Source organism: Sphingopyxis sp., assembly GCF_050725655.1.
Lineage (GTDB): Bacteria > Pseudomonadota > Alphaproteobacteria > Sphingomonadales > Sphingomonadaceae > Sphingopyxis.
The window spans coordinates 16031-35966 of sequence record NZ_JBOHHT010000088.1 but is presented as its reverse complement, the minus strand read 5'-3'; the positions used below and the strand labels follow the sequence as shown (position 1 = coordinate 35966).

The following is a 19936-nucleotide window of genomic DNA, read 5'->3' as shown; positions in this document are numbered from 1 at the left end:
CGCGCATTCGGCGCTCGCCTATATCGGACTTGGGGCAGGGCACGCGTTTGTCCATCAGGCTATCGCCGACCCGGCGATCCGGCCAGTGATCGAGCGGCTGATGCGCGAGGAAGCCGTCCCGACGATCGACGCCGCACCTGGGCAGGACCTCACTGCCTATGCCGGAGCCCTGCTCGACCGTTTCGCCAACCCCGCGCTGAACCACCGGCTGATCCAGATCGCGACGGATGGTAGCCAGAAAATTCCGCAACGCTGGCTCGAAACGCTCGCTTGGCACCAGAATCGCGGCGCGCGTTGCCCCGCGCTCGAAACAGCGATCGCCGCATGGATCGCTTTCCTGCGCAGCGACCATCCGATCGACGATCCGCTTGCGGAGCAGCTCCGCACGGCCGTCGCGGGGGAGAGGGTGATGGAAAGGCTGTTCGGCGCGAACGGCCTGCTCCCTTCCGGATGGCACCCCGAAGACATCCTCGCATAATAGCGGCGGATCGAGGAAACGGGCCATGCCCCGACCGTTGCTAATGCATCGGCTCGAGCTGGCCTGCCGCAAGACAGCTCACCAGTTGAACATCGTTCCGTCTTCGAGCCGGGCGACGGGCAGATAAGCGGGCTGATAGGGATATTTTGCCGCCAGCTTCTCGTCGATGTCGACGCCATGCCCCGGTGCGTCGCCCGCATACATATATCCCTGATCGAAACGGTAGTTGTGCGGGAAGACTTCGTCGGTCTCGGGTGTGTGGCGCATATATTCCTGGATCCCGAAATTGGGAACCCAGCTATCGAAGTGGAGCGCCGCGCCCATGCACACGGGCGACAGGTCGGTCGCGCCATGGCTGCCGGTCTTGATCTGATAGATTGCGGCCAGATCGGCGATCCGCCGCAAATGCGTGATTCCGCCGGCGTGGACCACGGTCGCGCGGATATAGTCGATCAGCTGGTTCTGGATCAGGTCCTTGCAGTCCCAGATCGTGTTGAAAATCTCTCCGACGGCCAGCGGGGTTGTCGTATGCTGGCGAATGAGTTTGAACGCTTCCTGATTTTCCGCCGGGGTCGCATCTTCGAGCCAGAATAATTTTGCGGGCTCCAGCGCCTTGCCGAGCTGGGCGGCTTCGATGGGCGTCATCCGATGATGGCCGTCATGGAGAAGATGATGCTCGAAGCCGTAGGTGTCGCGGATTTTTTCGAACAATTTCGGGATGTGGTCGAGATATTTCTTCGTATCCCAGATCGTCAGCGACGGAAGCGCGGAGTCGGCGGGCTCATAGAAGAGCTTGCCGCGGCCGACACCATAGGCGTCCTTGATCCCCGGGACCCCCGATTGCGCGCGAATGGCCTTATATCCTAGCTCGATATAGTGACCAACGGCGTCGACGGTTTCGGCGATGTCGGCGCCATTGGCATGGCCATAGACCATCACGCCGTCACGGCTCTTTCCACCGAGCAGGTCATAGATCGGCATGCCCGCCATCTTGCCTTTGATATCCCAAAGCGCCGTGTCGACCGCCGCGATCGCCGACATGGTGACAGGGCCGCGCCGCCAATAGGCGCCCCGATAGAGATACTGCCAGATATCCTCGATCCGGCGCGGATCCATCCCGATCAGGCAAGGGATGACATGGTCTTCGAGATAGGAAACGACCGAGAGTTCGCGCCCGTTCAGCGTCGCATCGCCGATTCCGAAAACGCCCTGATCGGTCTCGATCTTCAAGGTCACGAAATTGCGCCCAGGACATGTCACGATGACGCGGGCAGATTGGATCTTCATGCGATTTTCCTGTTGTCGTTACGGGGAGCCGATCGGCTGGGATCAGGATGCGGCGTCTGTCGGTTTCTTCATCGACGTACCGCAGCATATCGCCGTGAGCATGATTGGAAAACCGACCGATGCTCACGGCGATATGAGAAGCTCAGAACTGGAAATTGACTGCCAGGCTGAACGTGCGGCCGAAATAGGAGGTGTAGAGCGGGTCTTTCCGCGTGGTGTCGGTGTAGAGGCGATTGGTTTCGTTGGTGATGTTCGACACCTCCGCAATGAGCTTGATATTCTCGTTGATGTTGTAGGAGGCCGAGGCGTCGACGAAGATCGAGCTCGCATTGACATTGGCATCGCTGTCGGTCGGGCCCGGGACCCCGGTAAGGAAGGCCGCCCGGTAGTTGACCGTCGACCGGACGCTGAACTTATCATCCTCATAATAGAGCGTGGCGCTGGCGGTTTCCGGCGAGAGACCGACGAGAGGCGCCCGGCGCGTGAGGGTCGGCGAGATGATGTAATTGATGCTCGAGCGCACGCGCGTGAAGTTGGCGAGCAAACCGAAATTGCTGAGCGCCCCCGGCAGGAAACGGAACGGCAGCTGGAGGTTCGCCTCGAACCCGCGCAGCGGCCCACCGTCGGTGTTGTTGCTGCGTGTCACGCTGAAGAGTTCGTCGGGCGTGATACCCGTGCCCGTGCCCTCCAGCAGCGATAGCGGGAGCCCGAGATCGCGGAACGGCACCAGCTGGTTGGTATTCTGGATATAGGTCTCGATGTTCTTGTAGAAATAGGCGACCGACAGCAGCGAACCGGGCGCGAAATACCATTCGAGCGCGGCGTCGACCGTGTTGGCCCGGATCGGATCGAGATAGGGGTTGGTGATCGAGGCGGTGCGGATCACGATGTTCGCGCTGCCGCTGGGGATAAGCTGCCCATAGGACGGACGCGACATCACGCGCGCTGCTGAGAAGCGCGCGATAAGGTCGGGCGTGATGTCGAACGCGAGATTGACCGACGGCAGCCAGTCCTCGTACGAGCGTTCCACCGTCGAGATCACATATCGTGTGGGATAGGGCGACCCGGCCGGCGCGGCGGTAGGGATCGGCCCGTAGGTGTCGAAGCTGGTGCGGACATAGCGGACGCCGGCATCGCCGCGCAGCGCGAATGGCAAGGCGTCTTCGGTGTCGAACTTCACCATGACATAGCCCGACGTGTATTTCTCGTCGACGCCGCCATAGGTGCCCTTGGCGCACTCCAGGTTGCAATATTGATAGCTGCTGAAATTCACCGCGTCGCGGAACTTATCCGGATCGATGGCGAGGAAATCCTGCATCTGGCCGTTCAGATTCTTGCCGATGTCCTTCGTAACGAAGGTGATGTCGGCGAGCGACACGCCTGCGGGGAGCAACTGCGGCAACGACTGGGCGGGGATCAGTTGCCGCTCGCGCGCGGTATATTTGTTGGTGCGATACTGGCCGCCCACCTGAATGGTGAAGTTCGGCGCCGCCTCCCACGCGCCGTTGAGTTCGAACGTCTTGCTGACGATCGTGTTTTTACGGATGAAGCTCGAAATCTGTCCGCGCTGCGTGCCGTCGGGCAGCGGCGGGCCGAAGAGGAAATTGGCCGGATTGGTCAGGTCGATGCCGTAACCGATCTTCGGGACGTCCGGATTGTCGCGGAAGTCGATCGAGAAATTATCGGTGTCGTTCGAATCCATCGCGACCTGGAGGCGGTCCACGTTCAATTTGGAATCGTTGATCCCGGCCAGGCCGAAGACGCGGAACGCGTCGGAGAAGCGATGGTCGAAGTTGAGGTTCACCTGGCGGAAAGTCGAGGTGAAACGCTCATCCTGCATTTCCGATCGCAGGTCCACGCCGTCCCACAGGCCATGGATCAGCGACCCGTTGTCGTCGACTTCGATGTCGCGGATCGACATCATCGGCTGGCCGTTGTTCGATGCGGTGCGGCCCATCGAGCGCGCGTCGAGCATCGTGTCGAGGCGATTGACCTTGAAGCGGGAATACAGGCCGTCGAGCGAGATATCGGTGTCGTCGGTGGGTTTCCATTGCAGCGTCAGCGACCCGGCCAGACGCTCCTGATTCTGGCTGCCCTTCACCGGACGCGGAAGGCGCGGCAGGAACACGCCGCCACCCGGGCGGCCCGACACGCCCGTGCGGCTCATGATATAGTCATAGGCTTCCTTGGTGCTGGTGCGGGGGTTGCCGGCGCTGCAGTTGTTGGCGTCGGCGCCCACCGATGTCCCGCCATTGGCATAGCCCGGCTCCGGGCTGTTCACCGGAAAGCCCTTGTAAGTATAGCCGACGGGAGTGCAGTAGGGGAAGATTACGGTGGCGGGTTTCTGGCCGGGGGCGGGCGGTGGCGCGCTCGGATCGGGCAGTTCGCGCCCGGCGACGTACGATGGCAGCACGTCGACCGCCGAATAGGCATATTCGTCGATGTGGCGCTTCGAATAGGCGATGCTGCCGAGCACGCCGAACGTGTCGCCGAACTGCTTGGAAACGAGCGCGGACAGCCGCGGATCGGCCTTCTTGCTGATGTCGTTGTAGATTCCGCGCGCCGTGCCCGAGAAGACGAAGTCCTCCTTCTGGTCGAACGGCCTGGGTGCGCGCAGGTCGACCGTCGCACCGAGCGAGCCTTCCTCAACGTCGGCGGAGGTCGTCTTGCGGACCGAAAGCGCGGAGAAGATTTCGGTCGGGAAGGTCACGAAGTCGAACGATCGCCCCGTGGCGACGCCGCCGCGGATATCGCTGCCGCTGACCTGCGATGTGCCTTCCATCCCGTTGATCCGCACGCGGGTGAATTGTGCGCCGAGACCGCGAACCGAGATATTGCGCCCCTCGCCGCCATCGCCGCGCGACAAAGCGACGCCAGGAATACGCTGCATCGATTCGGCGAGGTTGGAATCGGGAAACTTGCCGATGTCTTCGGCGACGATACTGTCGATCGCGGCGGTTTCCTGCCGCTTCAGGTTCAGCGCGCTATTTAGCGAACCACGGAAACCGGTGACGATGATCTCTTGCGTGTCGGGTTGGGGAGGTTCGCTGTTCTCGCCTGTCGCGCTGGTTTGTTCGGCCGGTGCTTGCGTGGCCGTCTGGCCCTGTGCCGGCGACACGATCAGCAAGCTCATCAGACTCGTTGAAATAAGCAGGTGACGCCTGCTGCAGCTATCGCGACTCATTCTTCTCTCCCTTCGGCCTGCACCAAGATCCGTCGCCCTTTTGTGATTGCGGGCGATCGATTTGACGTCGTGTATCCTGTTGCCGGATAGACTTGTCAGTCCAATTTGGCAATAGTGCCTTACCAATTATCGGGATGGCAGGGATTATGCGCAAATCCCGCGCCACAATGCGACCGCTATTGCGCATGCGCGGCATTGCGCAGCGAATGGGGTGATCTGACACAAAAGAGAGAGACGATCGGGCTTCGGAGATCAGACTGTGCGACAGGCAAGGGCGCGCCAGCGCTGGTCAGTTTCTGAGCGTGCTCGCTCGACCGCCTCGGTTTCTGTTACGTCCAAAAGATGCTCAATGAGCCCAGAAAGAGGGTCGTGCATCGCGTTATCCGCGTTATCCGGTGATCGCGCTTCAAGCGCATCCAGAATGCGGCCGCGCTCGGATAAGTGCGTTTCCGTCCCCAAGTTACCGCTTTCACGAGCGAGCGCCAATGGCCACCCGAATCGCATGTCCCAAAGTTCTGTGCGACGGTCACAGCATCTCCCGTCGCTTCTGCGATGGCGATATGGAAGCGTCGGTCAGCCTTTATCATCCTCCTCATCTGGAACCGCAGCATGCGTAGTTAGGCAAGCTGGGCTTCGTCGAGTTCAGTCGCAGTGACTGCAGCGACTTCCCCCTCGAGAAGCCGGCGTGCTTCGGTGATTTCGAATGCGCCGGTGCCGAGCTCTCGGTCCTCGTCGAGCCCAGGCAGATAGATCAATCATGTTATTTTTGATAATGTAGCTGAATTGCTGATTGTATTTGGTCAGGCCAATATTGGCCGCCGTGGAATGGGCCGGCCTGCATTAACGTGAGGGCTCGATGATGCCGTGTGTCATCGGCGGCGTTGGAGCGTTGGGCCTGGCTGGGTCTGTCCCAGTCCTCGATCGGTAAGGCGGTCGCGCGGTGGCCGAGTTGGGCTCGATCGCGCTTAGACTGAGATGTGTGGCAATCGGCGCCCCAAGAGTGCTGATCCGCTACCCGTCAGCACCGCACCGCAAGACTGGCGCGCGCGGCTGGGTATCGATTGACCACGCATGTCGCTCCGCGCCCTTCACCGTCGCGTAAAACGGTTGGAGACCGGGGCGATGCCGAAGCTGTCACCGTTCGCTGTCTGGTTCGGATCATTCGACGCTTGGGTTGAGCAGCAAGTTCTCCCCGGCATCGAGAGCGGGGCGCTGGAAGGCGCCGATATGATTGTCATCGTTTCTGCGCTTCGCCGTTGGGAGACGGACGGCGCGTGGCATCGGGAATAGGATTGCGCGGGTTTCGCACATTCTCCCCGCGCCGAGGACCAGCGGACGGTCCCTCGTAAATCGAACATCCGCAGCAGCGGGGACGAGGTTTCCTCCTCCTATCCTGACGCTGTCAGCACCCTGCGTTCTCGGGCGTGGGGTGCTGTCACGAAGCAGCTATCGAATAATTCACTATCATACGATATGCGCAATGCATGACTTCGAAGTATCCATTGTTTGCGCTGATTGCGATTAGCTGCCCCGCCCCGGCACTTGCTGCCGAGTACATGACTGTGGTGACGAGCCAAGTTTATCAGGTTGCCGGCACACCGAAGGAAATCGCTACGAAGGCGAATACCTGCATTTCGCAAATTCTGACAAGCCGCACCACTGATGATCCGTTGATCATTAGCAGCAATCTAGATGGTGGCACCATCGTTGCTCGCAACTCCATGGAGTACGGTTCAGTGATGCGTTGGAAGATCCGCAGCCGGTTCACATTTGAAGCGCGTGACGGACGTTTCCGTATCGAGCAAACCAGTCTTGAGCGGTGGACTTCCAATATTCTCACTGGAAACGAGGCATGGGGTCCGATCGGCAAATGGTCGGGTTCAAAGTGGCAGGAAGTGCAAAGCAAGTTTGAAGCATCCGCTGCAGCGGTTGCAGCATGTGTCGTGAATGGTCCGAGCCGCGACGAATGGTGAATCAGCGGCGGAACTTACACAGCCCTTACACGGGGCTCGCATAGGAAACGGGCAGCTTGTGCTGCCCGCATAACCTATTGCAAATGCTTGTAAAATTGGTCGGGACGAGAGGATTCGAACCTCCGACCCCCACACCCCCAGTGTGATGCGCTACCAGGCTGCGCTACGTCCCGACCGGCCCTGTTGGGCAGGCGAGGCCCCTAGCGCGGGTTGGCGGGCGATGCAAGCGGGGATGGGCGGTTATTGCCTCGATCGACGGGACGGGGTTGATATGGTCGGCATCATTCCCATTTCGGCCACGCTTGCCAAGGGGGAGGGGCGCAGCGACCGGTTGCGCGCAACTTCCCTGCGTGATAGGCGCCGCGCCATATTTGCGTGCCGGTTCCGCAAGGGGGATTGGCAATGCTTACGAACGGAAAGTTTTTCACTCATGTCGATGCAATTGCTTCTGACCCAGGCGGCCGGATCGGGCGGCGGGGCTGCCGGTTTCCTGATGCTGGTCCCCTATCTGCTGATCTTCGCGGTGTTCTGGTTCTTCCTGATCCGCCCACAGCAGGTTCGCGCCAAGGAACATCGCACCAAGGTTGCCGCGGTGAAGCCGCGCGATCAGGTCGTGACCGGCGGCGGGATCGTCGGCAAGGTCACGAGCGTCGACGATGATTACGCGCATGTTGAAATCGCGCCGGGCGTGAAGATCAAGGTCGTCAAGTCGACCCTCGCCGACGTTCTCCAGCCCGGTGGCAAGCCCGCCAACGACTGACGCGGCGGCCCCCGCGTCCTTCGCGGTCCCGCTCTTGCTATCGGATCTTTAGACCATGCTCGATTTCCCGCGCTGGAAGACCATCGGCATCAGCATCATCCTGGTGCTCGGTATCCTCTTTTCCATTCCCAGCTTCCTTCCCGAAAAGACGAGGGACAGCCTGCCGTCGTTCCTGCAGGCGAAGGTCAATCTGGGCTTAGATCTGGCCGGTGGCAGCCATTTGCTGCTCGAGGCAGACATCGCCGACCTGCGCAAGACGCAGCTGGCCAATATGGAAAAGACCGTGCGCACGGCGATGCGCGGCGAAAGCGGGCCGGACGACGATATCGCGATCGGCGAGCTGTCGACCGCGGGAGGCAAGATCAGCTTTCTCGTCCGCGATCAGGCGCAGCTCGACGACGCGCGCGATCGACTGTTCAGCCAGACGCAGGGCGCGGGACTGACCGGCCAGCGCGACTGGAGCATCGAGGTCGTCGACACCACGCGCATCGTGATGACGCCGACGACGGCCGGGCAAGCGCAGGCGGTTGCCGAGGCGATGGATTCGGCGCGCGACATCATCGACAAGCGCGTCAACGAGATGGGAACGCGCGAACCGACGATCATCCGAGAGGGCAATGATCGCGTCGTCGTGCAGGTGCCCGGACTGGATGACCCCGCCGCGCTCAAGGAGCTGATCGGCAAGACGGCACGGCTGGAATTCCGCATGGTCGATGCCAATGCCGATCCCGCCGAAGCGGCCGCGGGCCGTGTCCCTGTGGGCAGCGAGATTGTCGCTTATGCTGAAGGTGAGGGCAATGGCGCGCCATTCGAGGTGCTGCGCCGTCAGGTGATGATCAGCGGCGAGCAGCTGATCGATGCGCGCCAGAGCTATGACCCGCAGAACAACCAGCCGGTCGTTTCGATCCGGTTCGATTCGGGCGGTTCGAGCACCTTTGCCAAGGTGACGGCGCAGAGCGTCGGCAAGCGTTTCGCGATGGTGCTCGACGGCAAGGTGCTGTCGGCGCCGTCGATCAACGAGCCGATCCTGGGCGGCAGCGCGCAGATTTCGGGCAGCTTCAGCGTCGCGAGCGCCAATGCGCTGGCGATTTCGCTGCGTTCGGGCGCCTTGCCGGTGAAGATGACCGTCGTCGAAGAGCGCACGGTCACCCCCGAACTGGGCGCCGATTCGATCCGCAAGGGCGCAATCGCAGGCATTATCGCCACGGTGTCGGTGCTGGTGCTGATGATCATCGTTTATGGCCGGTTCGGCGTTTACGCCTGTATCGCGCTGATCTTCAACGTCTTCCTGATCATCGCGATCATGGCGGGGTTCAATGCCACGCTGACGCTACCCGGCATCGCGGGCTTTGTGCTCACCATCGGTGCCGCGGTCGACGCGAACGTGTTGATCAACGAACGAATACGCGAAGAGCTGAAACGCGGAAGGCGGCCGTTCCAGGCCGTCGAGCTCGGCTATTCCGAAGCGAGCCGCGCGATTTTCGACGCGAACGTCACCAACGTCATCGCGGCGTCGCTGATGTTCTGGTTCGGCTCGGGCCCGATCAAGGGCTTTGCCGTGGTGCTCACCATCGGCATTGTCACCAGCGTCTTCACCGCCGTGACCGTCACGCGTATGTTCGTCGCCCATTGGCTGCGGACCAAGCGCCCGACGGCGGTCCACATTTAAAGGAGGGAGCGAATCATGCGCTTGCTGAAACTCGTCCCCGACGACACGAACATTGACTTCCTGCGGTGGCGCAAGGTCGCGTCCGCGATGAGCATCATCCTGGTGATCATCTCGATCGCACTCGTCGCGGTGAAGGGGCTGAACCTGGGCATCGACTTCGTCGGCGGCCAGTCGGTCCGCGTCGAATTCACCCAGACGATGCCGCCGATCGACGAGATTCGCGAAAAGGTCGGCGATATCGGCCTTGGCGAAGCGACGATCCAGCAGTTCGGATCGGACAAGGCCGTGTCGATCCGTACCGCACTTCCCGATGGCGACAAGGCGGCCGCCGAACGTGCGGGGCAACAGCTCGTGGCGGGCATCCAGAAGGCATTCCCGACCGCGAAGGCCGGTTCGGTCGAAACCGTTTCGGGCAAGGTGTCCGAAGAATTGCTGCGCACGGGTGCGATCAGCCTCGCGCTCGCGATGCTCGGTATCTCGATCTATATCTGGATCCGCTTCGAATGGCAGTTCGGCGTCGGTGCGCTGGGTCGCCTGTTCCATGAGGTCGCGCTGACCTTTGGTTTCTTTGCGGTGACGCAAATCCAGTTCGACCTCAACAGCGTCGCGGCGTTGCTGACGATCGTCGGTTATTCGCTGAACGACACGATCGTGGTCTATGACCGCATTCGCGAAAATCTGAAGAAATACCGCAAGATGGACATCGTTCCGCTGCTCAATCTCAGCATCAACGAGACGTTGTCGCGCACGGTGATGACGAGCGTCGCGATGCTGCTCGCGCTTGGCGTGCTGCTGATCTTCGGCCCCGACGTGATCTTCGGCTTTACCGCCGCGATCCTGCTCGGCGTCTTCGTCGGCACCTATTCGTCGATCCTGATGTCGACGCCGATCCTCGTGTGGCTGAAAGTCGGCCCGCACAGCTTCGTTCCGCGCACGACGGCCGGGATGGACGGCGGCGAGCGCGTCGAGCGCAAGGACGACGGCGCGGTCGTCTGAGGTCCGAAGCTTTGTAAAAAAACCGGCGCCGGCCTGCTCTGAGAGTGGGCCGGCGTTGCCGTATCTAGAGACTTGCGCAGCGGCGGAGATGCGCGGCGAGCTCGCGGCCGTTGCGGTCCCAGTCGAATCGGCCGCCAAGGCTTGCCGCGACATCGGCCGGTGACGGCGGGGCCGCGAGGATCTCCCGAACGGCTGTGGCGATCGCGTCGGGCCGGCGCTCGACGATCCGACCCGCAACCGGTGACGCCACCAGTTCGGCCGCCCCGCCCGCATCGCTGATCACGATCGGCGTGCCACAGGCGAGCGCCTCGACCCACGCATTGGCGAGCCCTTCGCTGACCGATGGCATCACGACAAGGTCGGCGGCGCGATAAAGCCGGGGGAGGTCGGCGTTGGCGACGGGGCCCATGAAGTGGACGCGGGTTGCGACGCCCAGCTTTTGCGCGAGCGCGCGGTAACGGCCTTCCTCATCGCCCGCGCCGGCAAGCCAGTAGTGGACGTCGGGCAGCGCGGGCAGCGCCTCGATTACGAGCGCCTGACCCTTGCGTTCGATCAGCGCGCCGACGGTGAGGATTACCGGGGCGCCGCCCATGCCGAGTGCTGCGCGCGCCGCGGCACGGTCGCCGGGGTGGAAGCGTGCGGTGTCGATACCCGTGTAGTGGACGGCGATCCGGGCGGGATCGATGCCGATCGCGGCCATGTCGCCGCGCATTGCTTCGGAGACGGCAAGCAGACCGGCCGCCTTCTTGCCCGCTTCGATCACCTGCGATCGCGTTGCGGGATCATGGCCGAAGTGGCTGATGTCGGCGCCGCGCGCCTTGATCGAGAAGGGAAGGCCGAGCGTCGCCGCGACGTGCATCGCAGCGGGACCGTCAGGAAAGAAGAATTGCGCGTCGATCATGTCGAAGGACTGGCCGCGCACGGCGGACAGTACGGCGTTTGCGACTCTTGCTGGATTGAATCTTGCTCCGACGCGCGGGATCAGCGTGAAGCGCGGGCGGAGGATGGAGAGGCCGTTCCAGCTCTCGTTGCACGGCAGGTTGCGCAGTGCGCGATAGCGTTTGTGGAACGAGAGCGGGAAGGGCGGCAGGCCGACCGGCGCGACGATGGTGAGGTCGATCCCCGGCTGCGCCGCGAGTGCGCGCAAGCTCTTCTCAACGAACAGGCCGAAGTTGGGCCGTGCGGCGTCGGGGAACAGCGTCGCGATCGACAGCACGCGCAATGGCGGAGCGGTGGACACTCAGAGCGTGCGGAGCAGACGGACGGCAACCGCGGCCCATGGCGGGTTGCTGACGACCTGCTGGCGCTGGCCGGTGCCGAGCGGGAGCAGGTGGAGTTTCTCGCCGTCGACGTTGAGCAGGCGGGCGAAGAAGAAACGGCCCGCTGGGCGGGGGACGAGCAGGTCGCGGTTGAGTGCACTCGTCCAGTCGCCCTCGATGCGGCGGCACCAGATTTCGTCGCCGGCGCGATAGTCGCCGATCGACGAGGTGACGCGCACCGCGACCATGTCTTCACCCGGACGCGCGGTGAGCGCCTGTTCGACACGCGTCGGCGCCTGTGCGCCGTCGGCGCCGAGCAGCGCGGTGATGGTGAGCTGGGTGTCCTGGGGCAGCTGGACGAGCTCGGCGGCATCGACGCCGAGCGCCGCGGCGATGCGGTTCATCCAGCCGAGCGAGAGGGTGCGCGTGCCCGTTTCGAGGCGTCCGATCGTCTGCGCGGTCGTCGGCGGAACGCACCGCTGGCCGACTTCTTCGAGCGTCAGCCCCTTCGCGCGGCGGACCGAGCGGATGCTGTTGATCATGTGGATGGCCCTTGAATAACCAAATCGGTTTCTTCTTTCCTACAAAATATCCCAGTGTCAAGCCCGGCGTGTAACAAAGGAGAATCGCATGACCGCACGCCGCCTCGAAACGCACCTCCACCCCGACGACCGGATCGATCCGGGAAAGGCGGGGCCGCAGGTGATGCGGCATGTGACGGTCAACGTCGGCGAAAGCCCGATCGCGTGGCTGGCGTCGCGCGGGTTGCTGACGGCGGCGCAATTGGGCGCGGGCGAAAGGTTGCGCTGCGATTATGAGCGCGCGGGGCTGTCGGCGCGGGTGACGATGCGCTGGGATGCGGCACCGCCGGGCAAAAGCCGCGGCGGTGCGCGCGCGTCCGACGCGTCGTTGGCGCGGATCGATGCGCATCGGCGCTTTCACGCCGCGCTCGACGCGGCGGGACCGGGGCTGGCCGACATATGCTGGCGCGTGATTTGCGCGGGCGAGGGGATTGGCGGTGCGGAGAAGGCGCTCGGGTGGCCGGCGCGGTCGGGAAAGCTGGTGTTGGGGCTGGCGCTTGATCGGCTGGCGCGGTTCTACGGGACGGGGTGAGGGATAGGAATGGCAACGAGCGACCGAAGAGCGACATTCCGCATCACACCACTTCGTCATTCCCGCGAAAGCGGGAACCCAGCGTAAATCAAAGAACGACGCGGCAGCGTCGTATCGCAACGTTGCCACTGGGTTCCCGCTTTCGCAGGCACACCGATGTTATAAATCGCTGGAAGCAATCATTTGAAGCATCCAGTCTGCTTGGTTCTAATGAGGGACCGCGCATCAGGCACGGCAGGGAGTTGCTCGACATGGGCAATTGAGAGTTGCTAGGCAGGGCAGCGCGTCGATGAGGCGATGGGCCGAAGCTGGAGCCCTACGTCGTCCCGGATGGAGTCGGGTTGAAGCGCTTTCTCCTCGTCCATGAAGATCGGCGCGACATCGGCATAGTCGAGGATGATCCACGCCCGATCATAGCGGTATCGAACCTTGGCGACGCGATGGCCCGACGTCCTCAGCGAAGCACGCTTCTCTTCCAGGTCGGGGAAGGCATCGCGCAGGAAATCAGCGTCGGGAAAGATCAGGTCCTCATTCGGTTTGGCCGGTCAGTTCGACCAGGTGATGAACCCGCTGATGTCCGTTCGCTCTTCCGGCTTGCGTCCGTGGGTGGCCAGATGGCTGAAGGTGATCGTCTGTTCCTCCGGCAGGGTCTCGATCATTTCGTACACCCGGTCATATTCCGTGGCCGCGATCCGCCATTCTCCATTCACCTTGACATATATGTCCTTATAGATCGCGCTGCCGATCGTCCGTTTCATTTGATCGCGCGCAATGAAGATGTCTTCCAGATACCAAAGGCCCTCGGCTGCGCTGTCGCTGATGAATTTGATCTCCGGCATATGGCCATGGTGCATCGCGACGCAATCCGAGTTGAACGCCGTCAACAGGAAGTCGATCATCGTCGCCTTTCCTTGCAAATTGACGCGATACGCGCCGCCGCGATAATCGACCCGCACGCCATCGGTAAACACGCTATCAAGCAGCGCGGCATCAGCCGTGTCGATCGCGCGGAAATAGCGGTGCTTGACGATCTTTATGTCCTCGGCGTCTGAAAGCTGCTGCGGGGTGAATGGCATCGGTCGATCCTCTCCTGATCCTGATGGCTTTCGGACGCGTCCGTTCGGGCGGGCGTGCGCCACCTCTGACCTGGCCACCATCCCATGCCATCACTACGCATATATGATAATTCTAGCGGTTAGAGCAATTATATTCGTCACATATGCCTATACGGACTACGCATATAGATGTATCGGTAATGTCAAAATAGATGAATAGGAGAGGGGTAGATTGCGTGATTCGGTGAGCACAATTGTGTTCGGTCCCGTTGCGCCCGATGCGGCAGGTCCATCTTGCGCCTGCTCACTGGCATCGGCTTCTCAGACGACAATTTTTGAGACTCGGTCGATCATGCGTCGATGTACGCGTCGTTCGTTGGAAAGCGGAACCATGACGTTGAATGGCAAGGTAGCGCTTATTACCGGCGGCGGGCAGGGCGTAGGTCGAGGCATCGCGCTTGCATTGGCGCGCCAGGGTGCAGACGTCGCGCTGATGGGACGGACGCAAGAGACGCTGGACAAGGTAGTCCCCGAGATCGAAGCCATTGGCCGGCGCGCTTTCGCGACCACGGGCAATGTTCGCAGCGCCGCCGATTTGGCGCAGTTAGTCGATCGGACGGTCGATGCGCTCGGCGGGATCGATATCCTTGTGAACAATGCGCAGGAAGTGCCGCTTGGAGCGCTGCTGGAGGTCGAGGACGAGGCTTTTGCCGGCGGTTTCGAAAGTGGCCCCCTGGCCGCCTTCCGGTTGATGAGGCTGGTCCAGCCGGTGATGAAGGCGCGGGGCGGCGGGGTGATCTTCAATCTCGTCACCTCGGCGGGCGTTCGTTGGAACATGGCAGGCTATGGCACTTATGGCGCAATCAAACAGGCGATGCGCAATCTGACGCGCGCCGCCGCCGCCGAATGGGGCACAGACGGCATCCGCGTGCTCAGTATTGCACCGCTTGCCATGTCGCCGGGCATGGAAGGTTGGATCAAGGGCAGCCCGGACGAAGCGGCGGCTTATTTTCAGACCATTCCGCTCGGCCGCGTCGGCGATTGCGAGGAGGATATCGGCCGGGGCGTCGCAGCGCTCGCCTCCGACGACCTGCGCTATCTGACCGGCGCGACGATCCCGCTCGACGGCGGGCAGGCTAATTTCGACTGACAGGACCGGTCCAGGTGGAAAAGGTAATTTACGCGCTCTGGCGCCGCGAGGCGCTCAACCAGCGTCCGGTCGAAGAAACGGCTGCATCGCAAAGATTCGAGGTTCGAAGGAAATATCGAAAACCGCAAAATTGTCATTATCGGGGCCGGGTTTTCTGGTCTTTCCGCCATCCATCGGTTTCGCAAGGACTATGACGTCATTGGGTTCGAAATCCCCTGACTGCGCGTTGCGCGGCCGCCAGACGACTGAAAGGAGCGCCCGTGCTTTCACTGCAGCAAATATCGGATCGGCTGGAGATTCACGACCTGATCGCGCGTTACGCACACGCCATCGACGATCGCGATTACGGCGCGCTCGACGAGGCTTTCACCCCCGACGCGACGATCGATTATTCCGACGTCGGCGGAATCATGGGCGGACTTCAGGAAATCAAGGCGTTCCTTGCCGAAGTGATGCCGAGCTTTTCGATGTTTCAGCACATCTCCACCACCACCCGGCTGGAAATCGATGGCGATAGCGCTACCGCCCGCACCATCCTGTTCAATCCGATGGTGATGGAGCACGATGGCGCGGAGCGCGTGTTCTTCATCGGCCTTTGGTATTGCGACAAGTTGGTCCGAACGAGCCGTGGCTGGCGCATTTCTTCTCGCCGAGAGGAAAAGGGCTGGTCCTATAACGCCCCGGCGGGAATGTCGCCGTGACAATCGATAAGGAGAGACAATGATGCGTATCGATATTCCATCAGATCGGGCTCATGACCCCTATGGCTATGCCGGCGAGCAATTGGTTCCCGAGCTTATGTCCGCGGCCGGCGATTTTTCCAAGGCCGTCTATCAACATTCCCGACTGTCGTTGCGTGAATTTGAGGGCGCTCGCGCTCGCACGGCAGAACTGAACGGCTGCCTCATCTGCCAGCGCTTCCGCGCGGCGCGTGATCTGGGCGGAGTTTTTTCGGGAATCGGCACGCGCGCGACGGTGGCGGACAATGGCCCCGCCCCTGACGAGGCATTTTATGAGGCGGTGAACCAATGGCGCACCGCGACGCTCTTCAGCCCACGGGAAGTGCTAACCATCGAATTCGCGGAGCTTTTCGGTACCGACCCCAAGGAGCTGGCGGAGAATGAAATATTCTGGGAACGGATGCGGGCCAATTTCTCCGACGCGGAGATCGCCGATCTCGCCCATTGCGTCGCGTCGTGGGTCGGGCTTGGTCGCGTGGCGCATGTGCTGGGCTTCGACGAGGTATGTCTGCCATTCGCGGCGGACCCAGCCGGATAGGATCAATATTGAGCTCGGGCGCCCGGCCATAAAGATGCCCATCTCGTCAGTGCTCGTCGGCGCCTCTGGTTCAACCTTGGCACTGGGCGTATCGCAGCGACAAAGGCAAATAAGGCTCAGGGGAGCCCACCCATGAATTGACCCATCTCCTCGACGGTCAGGCGGACATAGGTGTCGGCTTCGGCTGTGCTGAGGACCTTCGGCAGCGAGAGGTCGCTGCACACCTGGTCTATCCGACGGAGGAGCAGACGCGCGCGCGCGCGTTGGAGGAGCGCGGCCTCACCCTTGCCGGCAGCACCGACGAAGCCGCCAACACCAGCCACCCCGAGCCGGTCGATGAGAGCGTCGCGATCGTTGTGCAGCCGCTGGCGGAAGCTGGGCTCGAAGACTTCGAGCTGGCCAACGAGCGCGGTGACGTAGCCATGGTCGACATACAGCGCGGCCAGCGCCTTGAGCCACGCCGTCAGTTCGCGATGATCATCCGTTGCAACGGGCGGAAGTCGATCAAAGAGCTCCATCCAGTCGACGGTGATCCCGTCATAAATGGCGAGCGCCAACGCCAGCTTGGATTCGAAATGCATATAGAATGTCGCGCGACTGACGCCGGCGGCACGGATGATGTCGTCGATCGTCGCGTAGACATATGGCGTGGCTGCAAACACCTCGCCCGTGGCCTCCAGGATCGCTGCGCGCGTCTGCCGCCGTTTCTGCTCCTGAACGGCTGTGCGTCCGCCGGGGCGCCCGCGCCCGCGTGCCGGCTGCGCGGCGATAGTGGCTGTGCTCATTTCCGATCCCTTTCCGAACGCTTCCCTGTTGCCGCGAAAGCTCGTGTTTTGCAATAGAACGATTGACTGGACTGTGAGTATGCCATAATTCCCAAACAGAGATAGAGGAGCGAATGGGGCATGAGTGATGGCGTGGATGGCTCGCTGCTGCTGGATGCGGTGGCGGTAGAAAGCTGGGCGACGATGGCCGATGTGGTGATCGTCGGCTTCGGCATGGCGGGTGCCTGCGCCGCGATCGAAGCGCGGGCGACGGGCGCGTCCGTGATTGTGATCGAGCGGACGAGCGGCTGCACCGGCAGCACCTCGGCCGCGGCGGGGCATTTCTATCTCGGCGGCGGCACGGCCGTGCAGAAAGCCTGCGGCTTCGAGGATACGGCCGAAGAGATGGCGCGCTATCTGGAAGCGGTCGCACTCGACCCCGACTATGAGAAGATCCGTTTCTATGCGGACGGCAGCGTCGCCCATTTTGACTGGCTGGAGGCGCAGGGCGTTCCGTTCGACCGCAGCTATTATCCGCAGAAGAATGTCGTCCAGCCGGGCCGCGAATGCCTGATCTGGACGGGCAATGAACAGGTGTGGCCCTATCGCGAGAAGGCCAGGCCGGCGCCGCGCGGGCACAAGGTGGCATTCGATGGCGAGGAAGGCGGTGGCGCACTCGCGCTGCGGATCCTTTCCGAACGCGCCGAGGTGGCGGGTGTCGAGATCATGGCCGACATGAAGGTCGAGGCGCTGGTGCAGGATGGCGGCCGCATCGTCGGCGTGCGCGTACGCCGCTTCGGCGAGACGAATTATGTGCGCGCGACCAAGGCGGTGGTGCTGGCCGCTGGCGGATTCGGCCAGAATCCGGACATGGTGGCCCAACATGTTCCCATCCTGAAATCGGCCTATGTGCAGGGCAGTCCGCATGACGACGGACTTGGCATCCGGATGGGCGAGGCCGCAGGCGGCGTCGCCATCCACATGGACGAGCCGTTCCTGACATCACCCTTCTACCCGCCCGAAGATCTGCTGAAGGGCATTCTCGTCAATCGTGACGGTCGGCGCTTCGTGGCGGAGGATTCCTATCACAGCCGGTCGGGCATCTTCTCCGCGCGGCAACCGGACGGGATCGTCTATCTGATCGCGGATGCGGCGATCTTTGCCTATCCGCACTTCGCGTCACTGACCAACCAGAGCTTGATCGACGGGTTCGAAACGATCGCCGAGATGGAAGCCGGGCTGAAGCTGCCTGAAGGCAGCTTGCAGGCGACGATGGCGGCCTATAACGCTCACGCTGCCAATGGCGAGGATCCCGCGTTCCACAAATATTCCAAATGGCTAAAGCCGTTGACCGAGGCCCCCTATGCCGCGTTCGACCTGTCATTCGGCCGCGCGGTCTATACCGGCTTCACGCTTGGCGGGCTCAAGGTATCCGCCAGTGGCGAGGTGCTGAACGAAGTCGGCGGCGCCGTGCGCGGTCTTTACGCCGCGGGCGCCTGCGCATCCAACATCGCGCAGGACAGCAATGGCTATGCGTCGGGCACCTGCCTGGGCGAAGCCTCCTTCTTCGGCCGACGCGCCGGGCGCCATGCTGCAACTTTGACTTGAGAGGACAGCCGATGAGCCAAGCAAAATACGGCCCAATCGACCAGATCGGCTATCTCGTCGACGATCTCGATGCGAGCATCCAGCGCTGGATCACCTTGATGGGTGTGGGCCCGTGGACGGTGTTCCGCAATGTCCGCCTCGACGGACGCTATCGCGGCCATGCGGGCGTGGTGACGATGGACGTAGGACTCGCTTATCAGGGCAACGTCCAGGTCGAGCTGATCAAGATCACCAATGAAACGCCGTCGCCTTATCGCGATGCAGCCGGAAAACCGATCCTTGGCATCCATCATCTCGCCTGGGTGGTCGACAATCTGGAGGCGGCCGTCGCGCGGGCGAAGGGCGATGGCTTCAAGGTCGCCTTCGAGGCGTCGAACCCGGCGACGCGGGTGGCCTATATGGAAGCCGATCAGGAGCCTGGCGTGTTGTTCGAGTTCATCGAGGGAGAAGGCATGCGCGAGATGATCAATGCCGGCATCGTCGCCGCCCGAAATTGGGACAGCAGCAGTCCATTCCACATCATCGATTTGTCGGCAGGAGACCGGTTATGAGCGAACGTTTGAAGGACAAAAGGGCGTTGGTGCTGGGTGTGGCGCCCGGCAATGTCGGCGCGGCTATCGCAGCGCGCTATGTCGAGCAGGGCGCCAGGGTGACGATCGCCGGCCGACGCGCCGAGGCGCTGCAGCAGGTGGCGGCCGCGATCGGAACCGAATGGCAGGTCTGTGACATTGGCGTCGAGGAGAGCGTGGATCGGCTTGTCGCCGCGACCGCCGATCGGTTGGGCGGGCTGGACATCGGGGTTAACGCGACCGGCTGGGGCTTGCTCAAGCCCTTTCTCGAACACGACCGCAATGACCTGGAGCAGATGGCGGCTGTGCAGTTCACCGGGCCGTTCCAGTTCTTTCAGGCACTCCTTCGGGCGATGACGGCGGGCGGGTCAATCATTCAGATCTCGTCGGTCACCGCGACGATCATGTTCGATCACCACGCGGCCTATATGGGCACAAAGGCGGGGATCGACCATGTCATCCGCTGCATCGCGCATGAGTTCGGTCATCAGGGCATCCGCGCCAATTCGATCGCGCCGGGTGGTGTGGCCGATTCCCCCATGTCCGGCGGTGGGTTGATGGTGCCGAGCGTCGCTGCGCTTTACCGCCGGGAAATCCCGTTGGGCCGCAGTGGCGTGGCGGCCGATGTCGCCGATGCGGCGCTATGGCTGGCAAGCGACGAAGCCAGTTTCGTCTCCGGCCAGACCATCCATGTCAGCGGCGGGCAGACGCTCCGGCGCAATCCGTCGATCGCCGAAGTCTTTGGCGCATTTGCCTGAACGCGCAGTCGGGGCCGCGCATTATTGGAGGAAAT

19 protein-coding genes, 1 tRNA gene and 1 pseudogene are annotated in these 19936 nt (G+C 62.3%); 13 read left to right on the top strand and 8 right to left on the bottom strand.

The genetic code is table 11. The annotated features are described in order from the left end of the window. Positions 1 to 478 (top strand): annotated as a pseudogene (locus ACREBX_RS12720) (mannitol dehydrogenase family protein); the annotation flags it as partial. A gap of 78 nt (positions 479 to 556) precedes the next feature. Here the strand turns inward: ACREBX_RS12720 and manD are convergent. From manD to ACREBX_RS12705, 3 genes are all read right to left on the bottom strand, one after another. Further along, the gene (gene manD, locus ACREBX_RS12715) at positions 557 to 1765 is read right to left on the bottom strand and encodes a D-mannonate dehydratase ManD (protein ID WP_431562108.1); all 1209 of its coding nucleotides are present in this window, start codon (positions 1763 to 1765) and stop codon (positions 557 to 559) included. Between the two features lie 142 nt (positions 1766 to 1907). Continuing rightward, on the bottom strand, positions 1908 to 4898 hold the full coding sequence (locus tag ACREBX_RS12710) for a TonB-dependent receptor (protein WP_431562107.1): 2991 nt from the start codon (positions 4896 to 4898) through the stop codon (positions 1908 to 1910). 668 nt (positions 4899 to 5566) lie between these two features. Then, the gene (locus ACREBX_RS12705; protein WP_431562106.1) at positions 5567 to 5704 is read right to left on the bottom strand and encodes a hypothetical protein; all 138 of its coding nucleotides are present in this window, start codon (positions 5702 to 5704) and stop codon (positions 5567 to 5569) included. 367 nt (positions 5705 to 6071) lie between these two features. Between ACREBX_RS12705 and ACREBX_RS12700 the strand changes: the two genes are divergently transcribed. Then, positions 6072 to 6239, top strand: a complete 168-nt coding sequence (locus tag ACREBX_RS12700) for a hypothetical protein (RefSeq protein ID WP_431562105.1) — start codon at positions 6072 to 6074, stop codon at positions 6237 to 6239. Between the two features lie 194 nt (positions 6240 to 6433). Next, complete coding sequence (locus ACREBX_RS12695) at positions 6434 to 6922, top strand: hypothetical protein (RefSeq protein ID WP_431562104.1); 489 nt, start codon at positions 6434 to 6436, stop codon at positions 6920 to 6922. Between the two features lie 96 nt (positions 6923 to 7018). Here the strand turns inward: ACREBX_RS12695 and ACREBX_RS12690 are convergent. After that, positions 7019 to 7095: transfer RNA gene (locus ACREBX_RS12690), tRNA-Pro, on the bottom strand. A gap of 257 nt (positions 7096 to 7352) precedes the next feature. Here ACREBX_RS12690 and yajC point away from each other — a divergent pair. The 3 genes from yajC to secF are packed head-to-tail and all read left to right on the top strand — an operon-like array spanning position 7353 to position 10347. Continuing rightward, complete coding sequence (gene yajC / locus ACREBX_RS12685; protein ID WP_431562103.1) at positions 7353 to 7682, top strand: preprotein translocase subunit YajC; 330 nt, start codon at positions 7353 to 7355, stop codon at positions 7680 to 7682. A 55-nt stretch (positions 7683 to 7737) separates the two neighbouring features. Continuing rightward, positions 7738 to 9351, top strand: a complete 1614-nt coding sequence (gene secD / locus ACREBX_RS12680) for a protein translocase subunit SecD (protein WP_431562102.1) — start codon at positions 7738 to 7740, stop codon at positions 9349 to 9351. A 15-nt stretch (positions 9352 to 9366) separates the two neighbouring features. After that, positions 9367 to 10347, top strand: coding sequence for a protein translocase subunit SecF (gene secF, locus ACREBX_RS12675; protein ID WP_431562101.1), 981 nt, complete (start codon positions 9367 to 9369; stop codon positions 10345 to 10347). Positions 10348 to 10411: 64 nt separating this feature from the next. Here the strand turns inward: secF and ACREBX_RS12670 are convergent, their stop codons facing one another. Both ACREBX_RS12670 and ACREBX_RS12665 read right to left on the bottom strand, forming a co-directional pair. Continuing rightward, positions 10412 to 11587, bottom strand: a complete 1176-nt coding sequence (locus ACREBX_RS12670; protein WP_431562100.1) for a glycosyltransferase — start codon at positions 11585 to 11587, stop codon at positions 10412 to 10414. Then, entirely contained in the window at positions 11588 to 12148 is a 561-nt protein-coding gene (locus ACREBX_RS12665; protein ID WP_431562099.1) for a helix-turn-helix domain-containing protein, read from the bottom strand. 88 nt (positions 12149 to 12236) lie between these two features. Here ACREBX_RS12665 and ACREBX_RS12660 point away from each other — a divergent pair, with 88 nt between their 5' ends. Then, positions 12237 to 12719: a DUF6456 domain-containing protein gene (locus ACREBX_RS12660; protein WP_431562098.1), complete on the top strand. Its 483-nt coding sequence runs from the start codon at positions 12237 to 12239 to the stop codon at positions 12717 to 12719. Positions 12720 to 13264: 545 nt separating this feature from the next. Here ACREBX_RS12660 and ACREBX_RS12655 read toward each other — a convergent pair. After that, complete coding sequence (locus tag ACREBX_RS12655) at positions 13265 to 13876, bottom strand: nuclear transport factor 2 family protein (protein WP_431562097.1); 612 nt, start codon at positions 13874 to 13876, stop codon at positions 13265 to 13267. Positions 13877 to 14165: 289 nt separating this feature from the next. On the opposite strand from ACREBX_RS12655, the gene ACREBX_RS12650 reads away from it, so the two are divergent. From ACREBX_RS12650 to ACREBX_RS12640, 3 genes are all read left to right on the top strand, one after another. Further along, positions 14166 to 14924, top strand: coding sequence for an SDR family NAD(P)-dependent oxidoreductase (locus tag ACREBX_RS12650; protein WP_431562110.1), 759 nt, complete (start codon positions 14166 to 14168; stop codon positions 14922 to 14924). A 260-nt stretch (positions 14925 to 15184) separates the two neighbouring features. Continuing rightward, positions 15185 to 15625 carry a nuclear transport factor 2 family protein gene (locus ACREBX_RS12645; RefSeq protein WP_431562096.1) on the top strand — a complete coding sequence of 147 codons (441 nt, stop codon included), beginning with the start codon at positions 15185 to 15187 and terminating at the stop codon, positions 15623 to 15625. A 19-nt stretch (positions 15626 to 15644) separates the two neighbouring features. Then, entirely contained in the window at positions 15645 to 16202 is a 558-nt protein-coding gene (locus ACREBX_RS12640; protein ID WP_431562095.1) for a carboxymuconolactone decarboxylase family protein, read from the top strand. Between the two features lie 116 nt (positions 16203 to 16318). Here ACREBX_RS12640 and ACREBX_RS12635 read toward each other — a convergent pair whose 3' ends face one another. After that, positions 16319 to 16987: a TetR/AcrR family transcriptional regulator gene (locus ACREBX_RS12635; protein WP_431562094.1), complete on the bottom strand. Its 669-nt coding sequence runs from the start codon at positions 16985 to 16987 to the stop codon at positions 16319 to 16321. A 120-nt stretch (positions 16988 to 17107) separates the two neighbouring features. Here ACREBX_RS12635 and ACREBX_RS12630 point away from each other — a divergent pair, with 120 nt between their 5' ends. Genes ACREBX_RS12630 through ACREBX_RS12620 form a run of 3 tightly spaced genes read left to right on the top strand, consistent with a single transcriptional unit; the run spans position 17108 to position 19901 of the window. Further along, the gene (locus ACREBX_RS12630; protein WP_431562093.1) at positions 17108 to 18574 is read left to right on the top strand and encodes an FAD-binding protein; all 1467 of its coding nucleotides are present in this window, start codon (positions 17108 to 17110) and stop codon (positions 18572 to 18574) included. Positions 18575 to 18585: 11 nt separating this feature from the next. Next, positions 18586 to 19125 carry a VOC family protein gene (locus ACREBX_RS12625; RefSeq protein WP_431562092.1) on the top strand — a complete coding sequence of 180 codons (540 nt, stop codon included), beginning with the start codon at positions 18586 to 18588 and terminating at the stop codon, positions 19123 to 19125. A gap of 29 nt (positions 19126 to 19154) precedes the next feature. After that, the gene (locus ACREBX_RS12620; protein WP_431562109.1) at positions 19155 to 19901 is read left to right on the top strand and encodes an SDR family oxidoreductase; all 747 of its coding nucleotides are present in this window, start codon (positions 19155 to 19157) and stop codon (positions 19899 to 19901) included. Positions 19902 to 19936 lie beyond the last annotated feature (35 nt).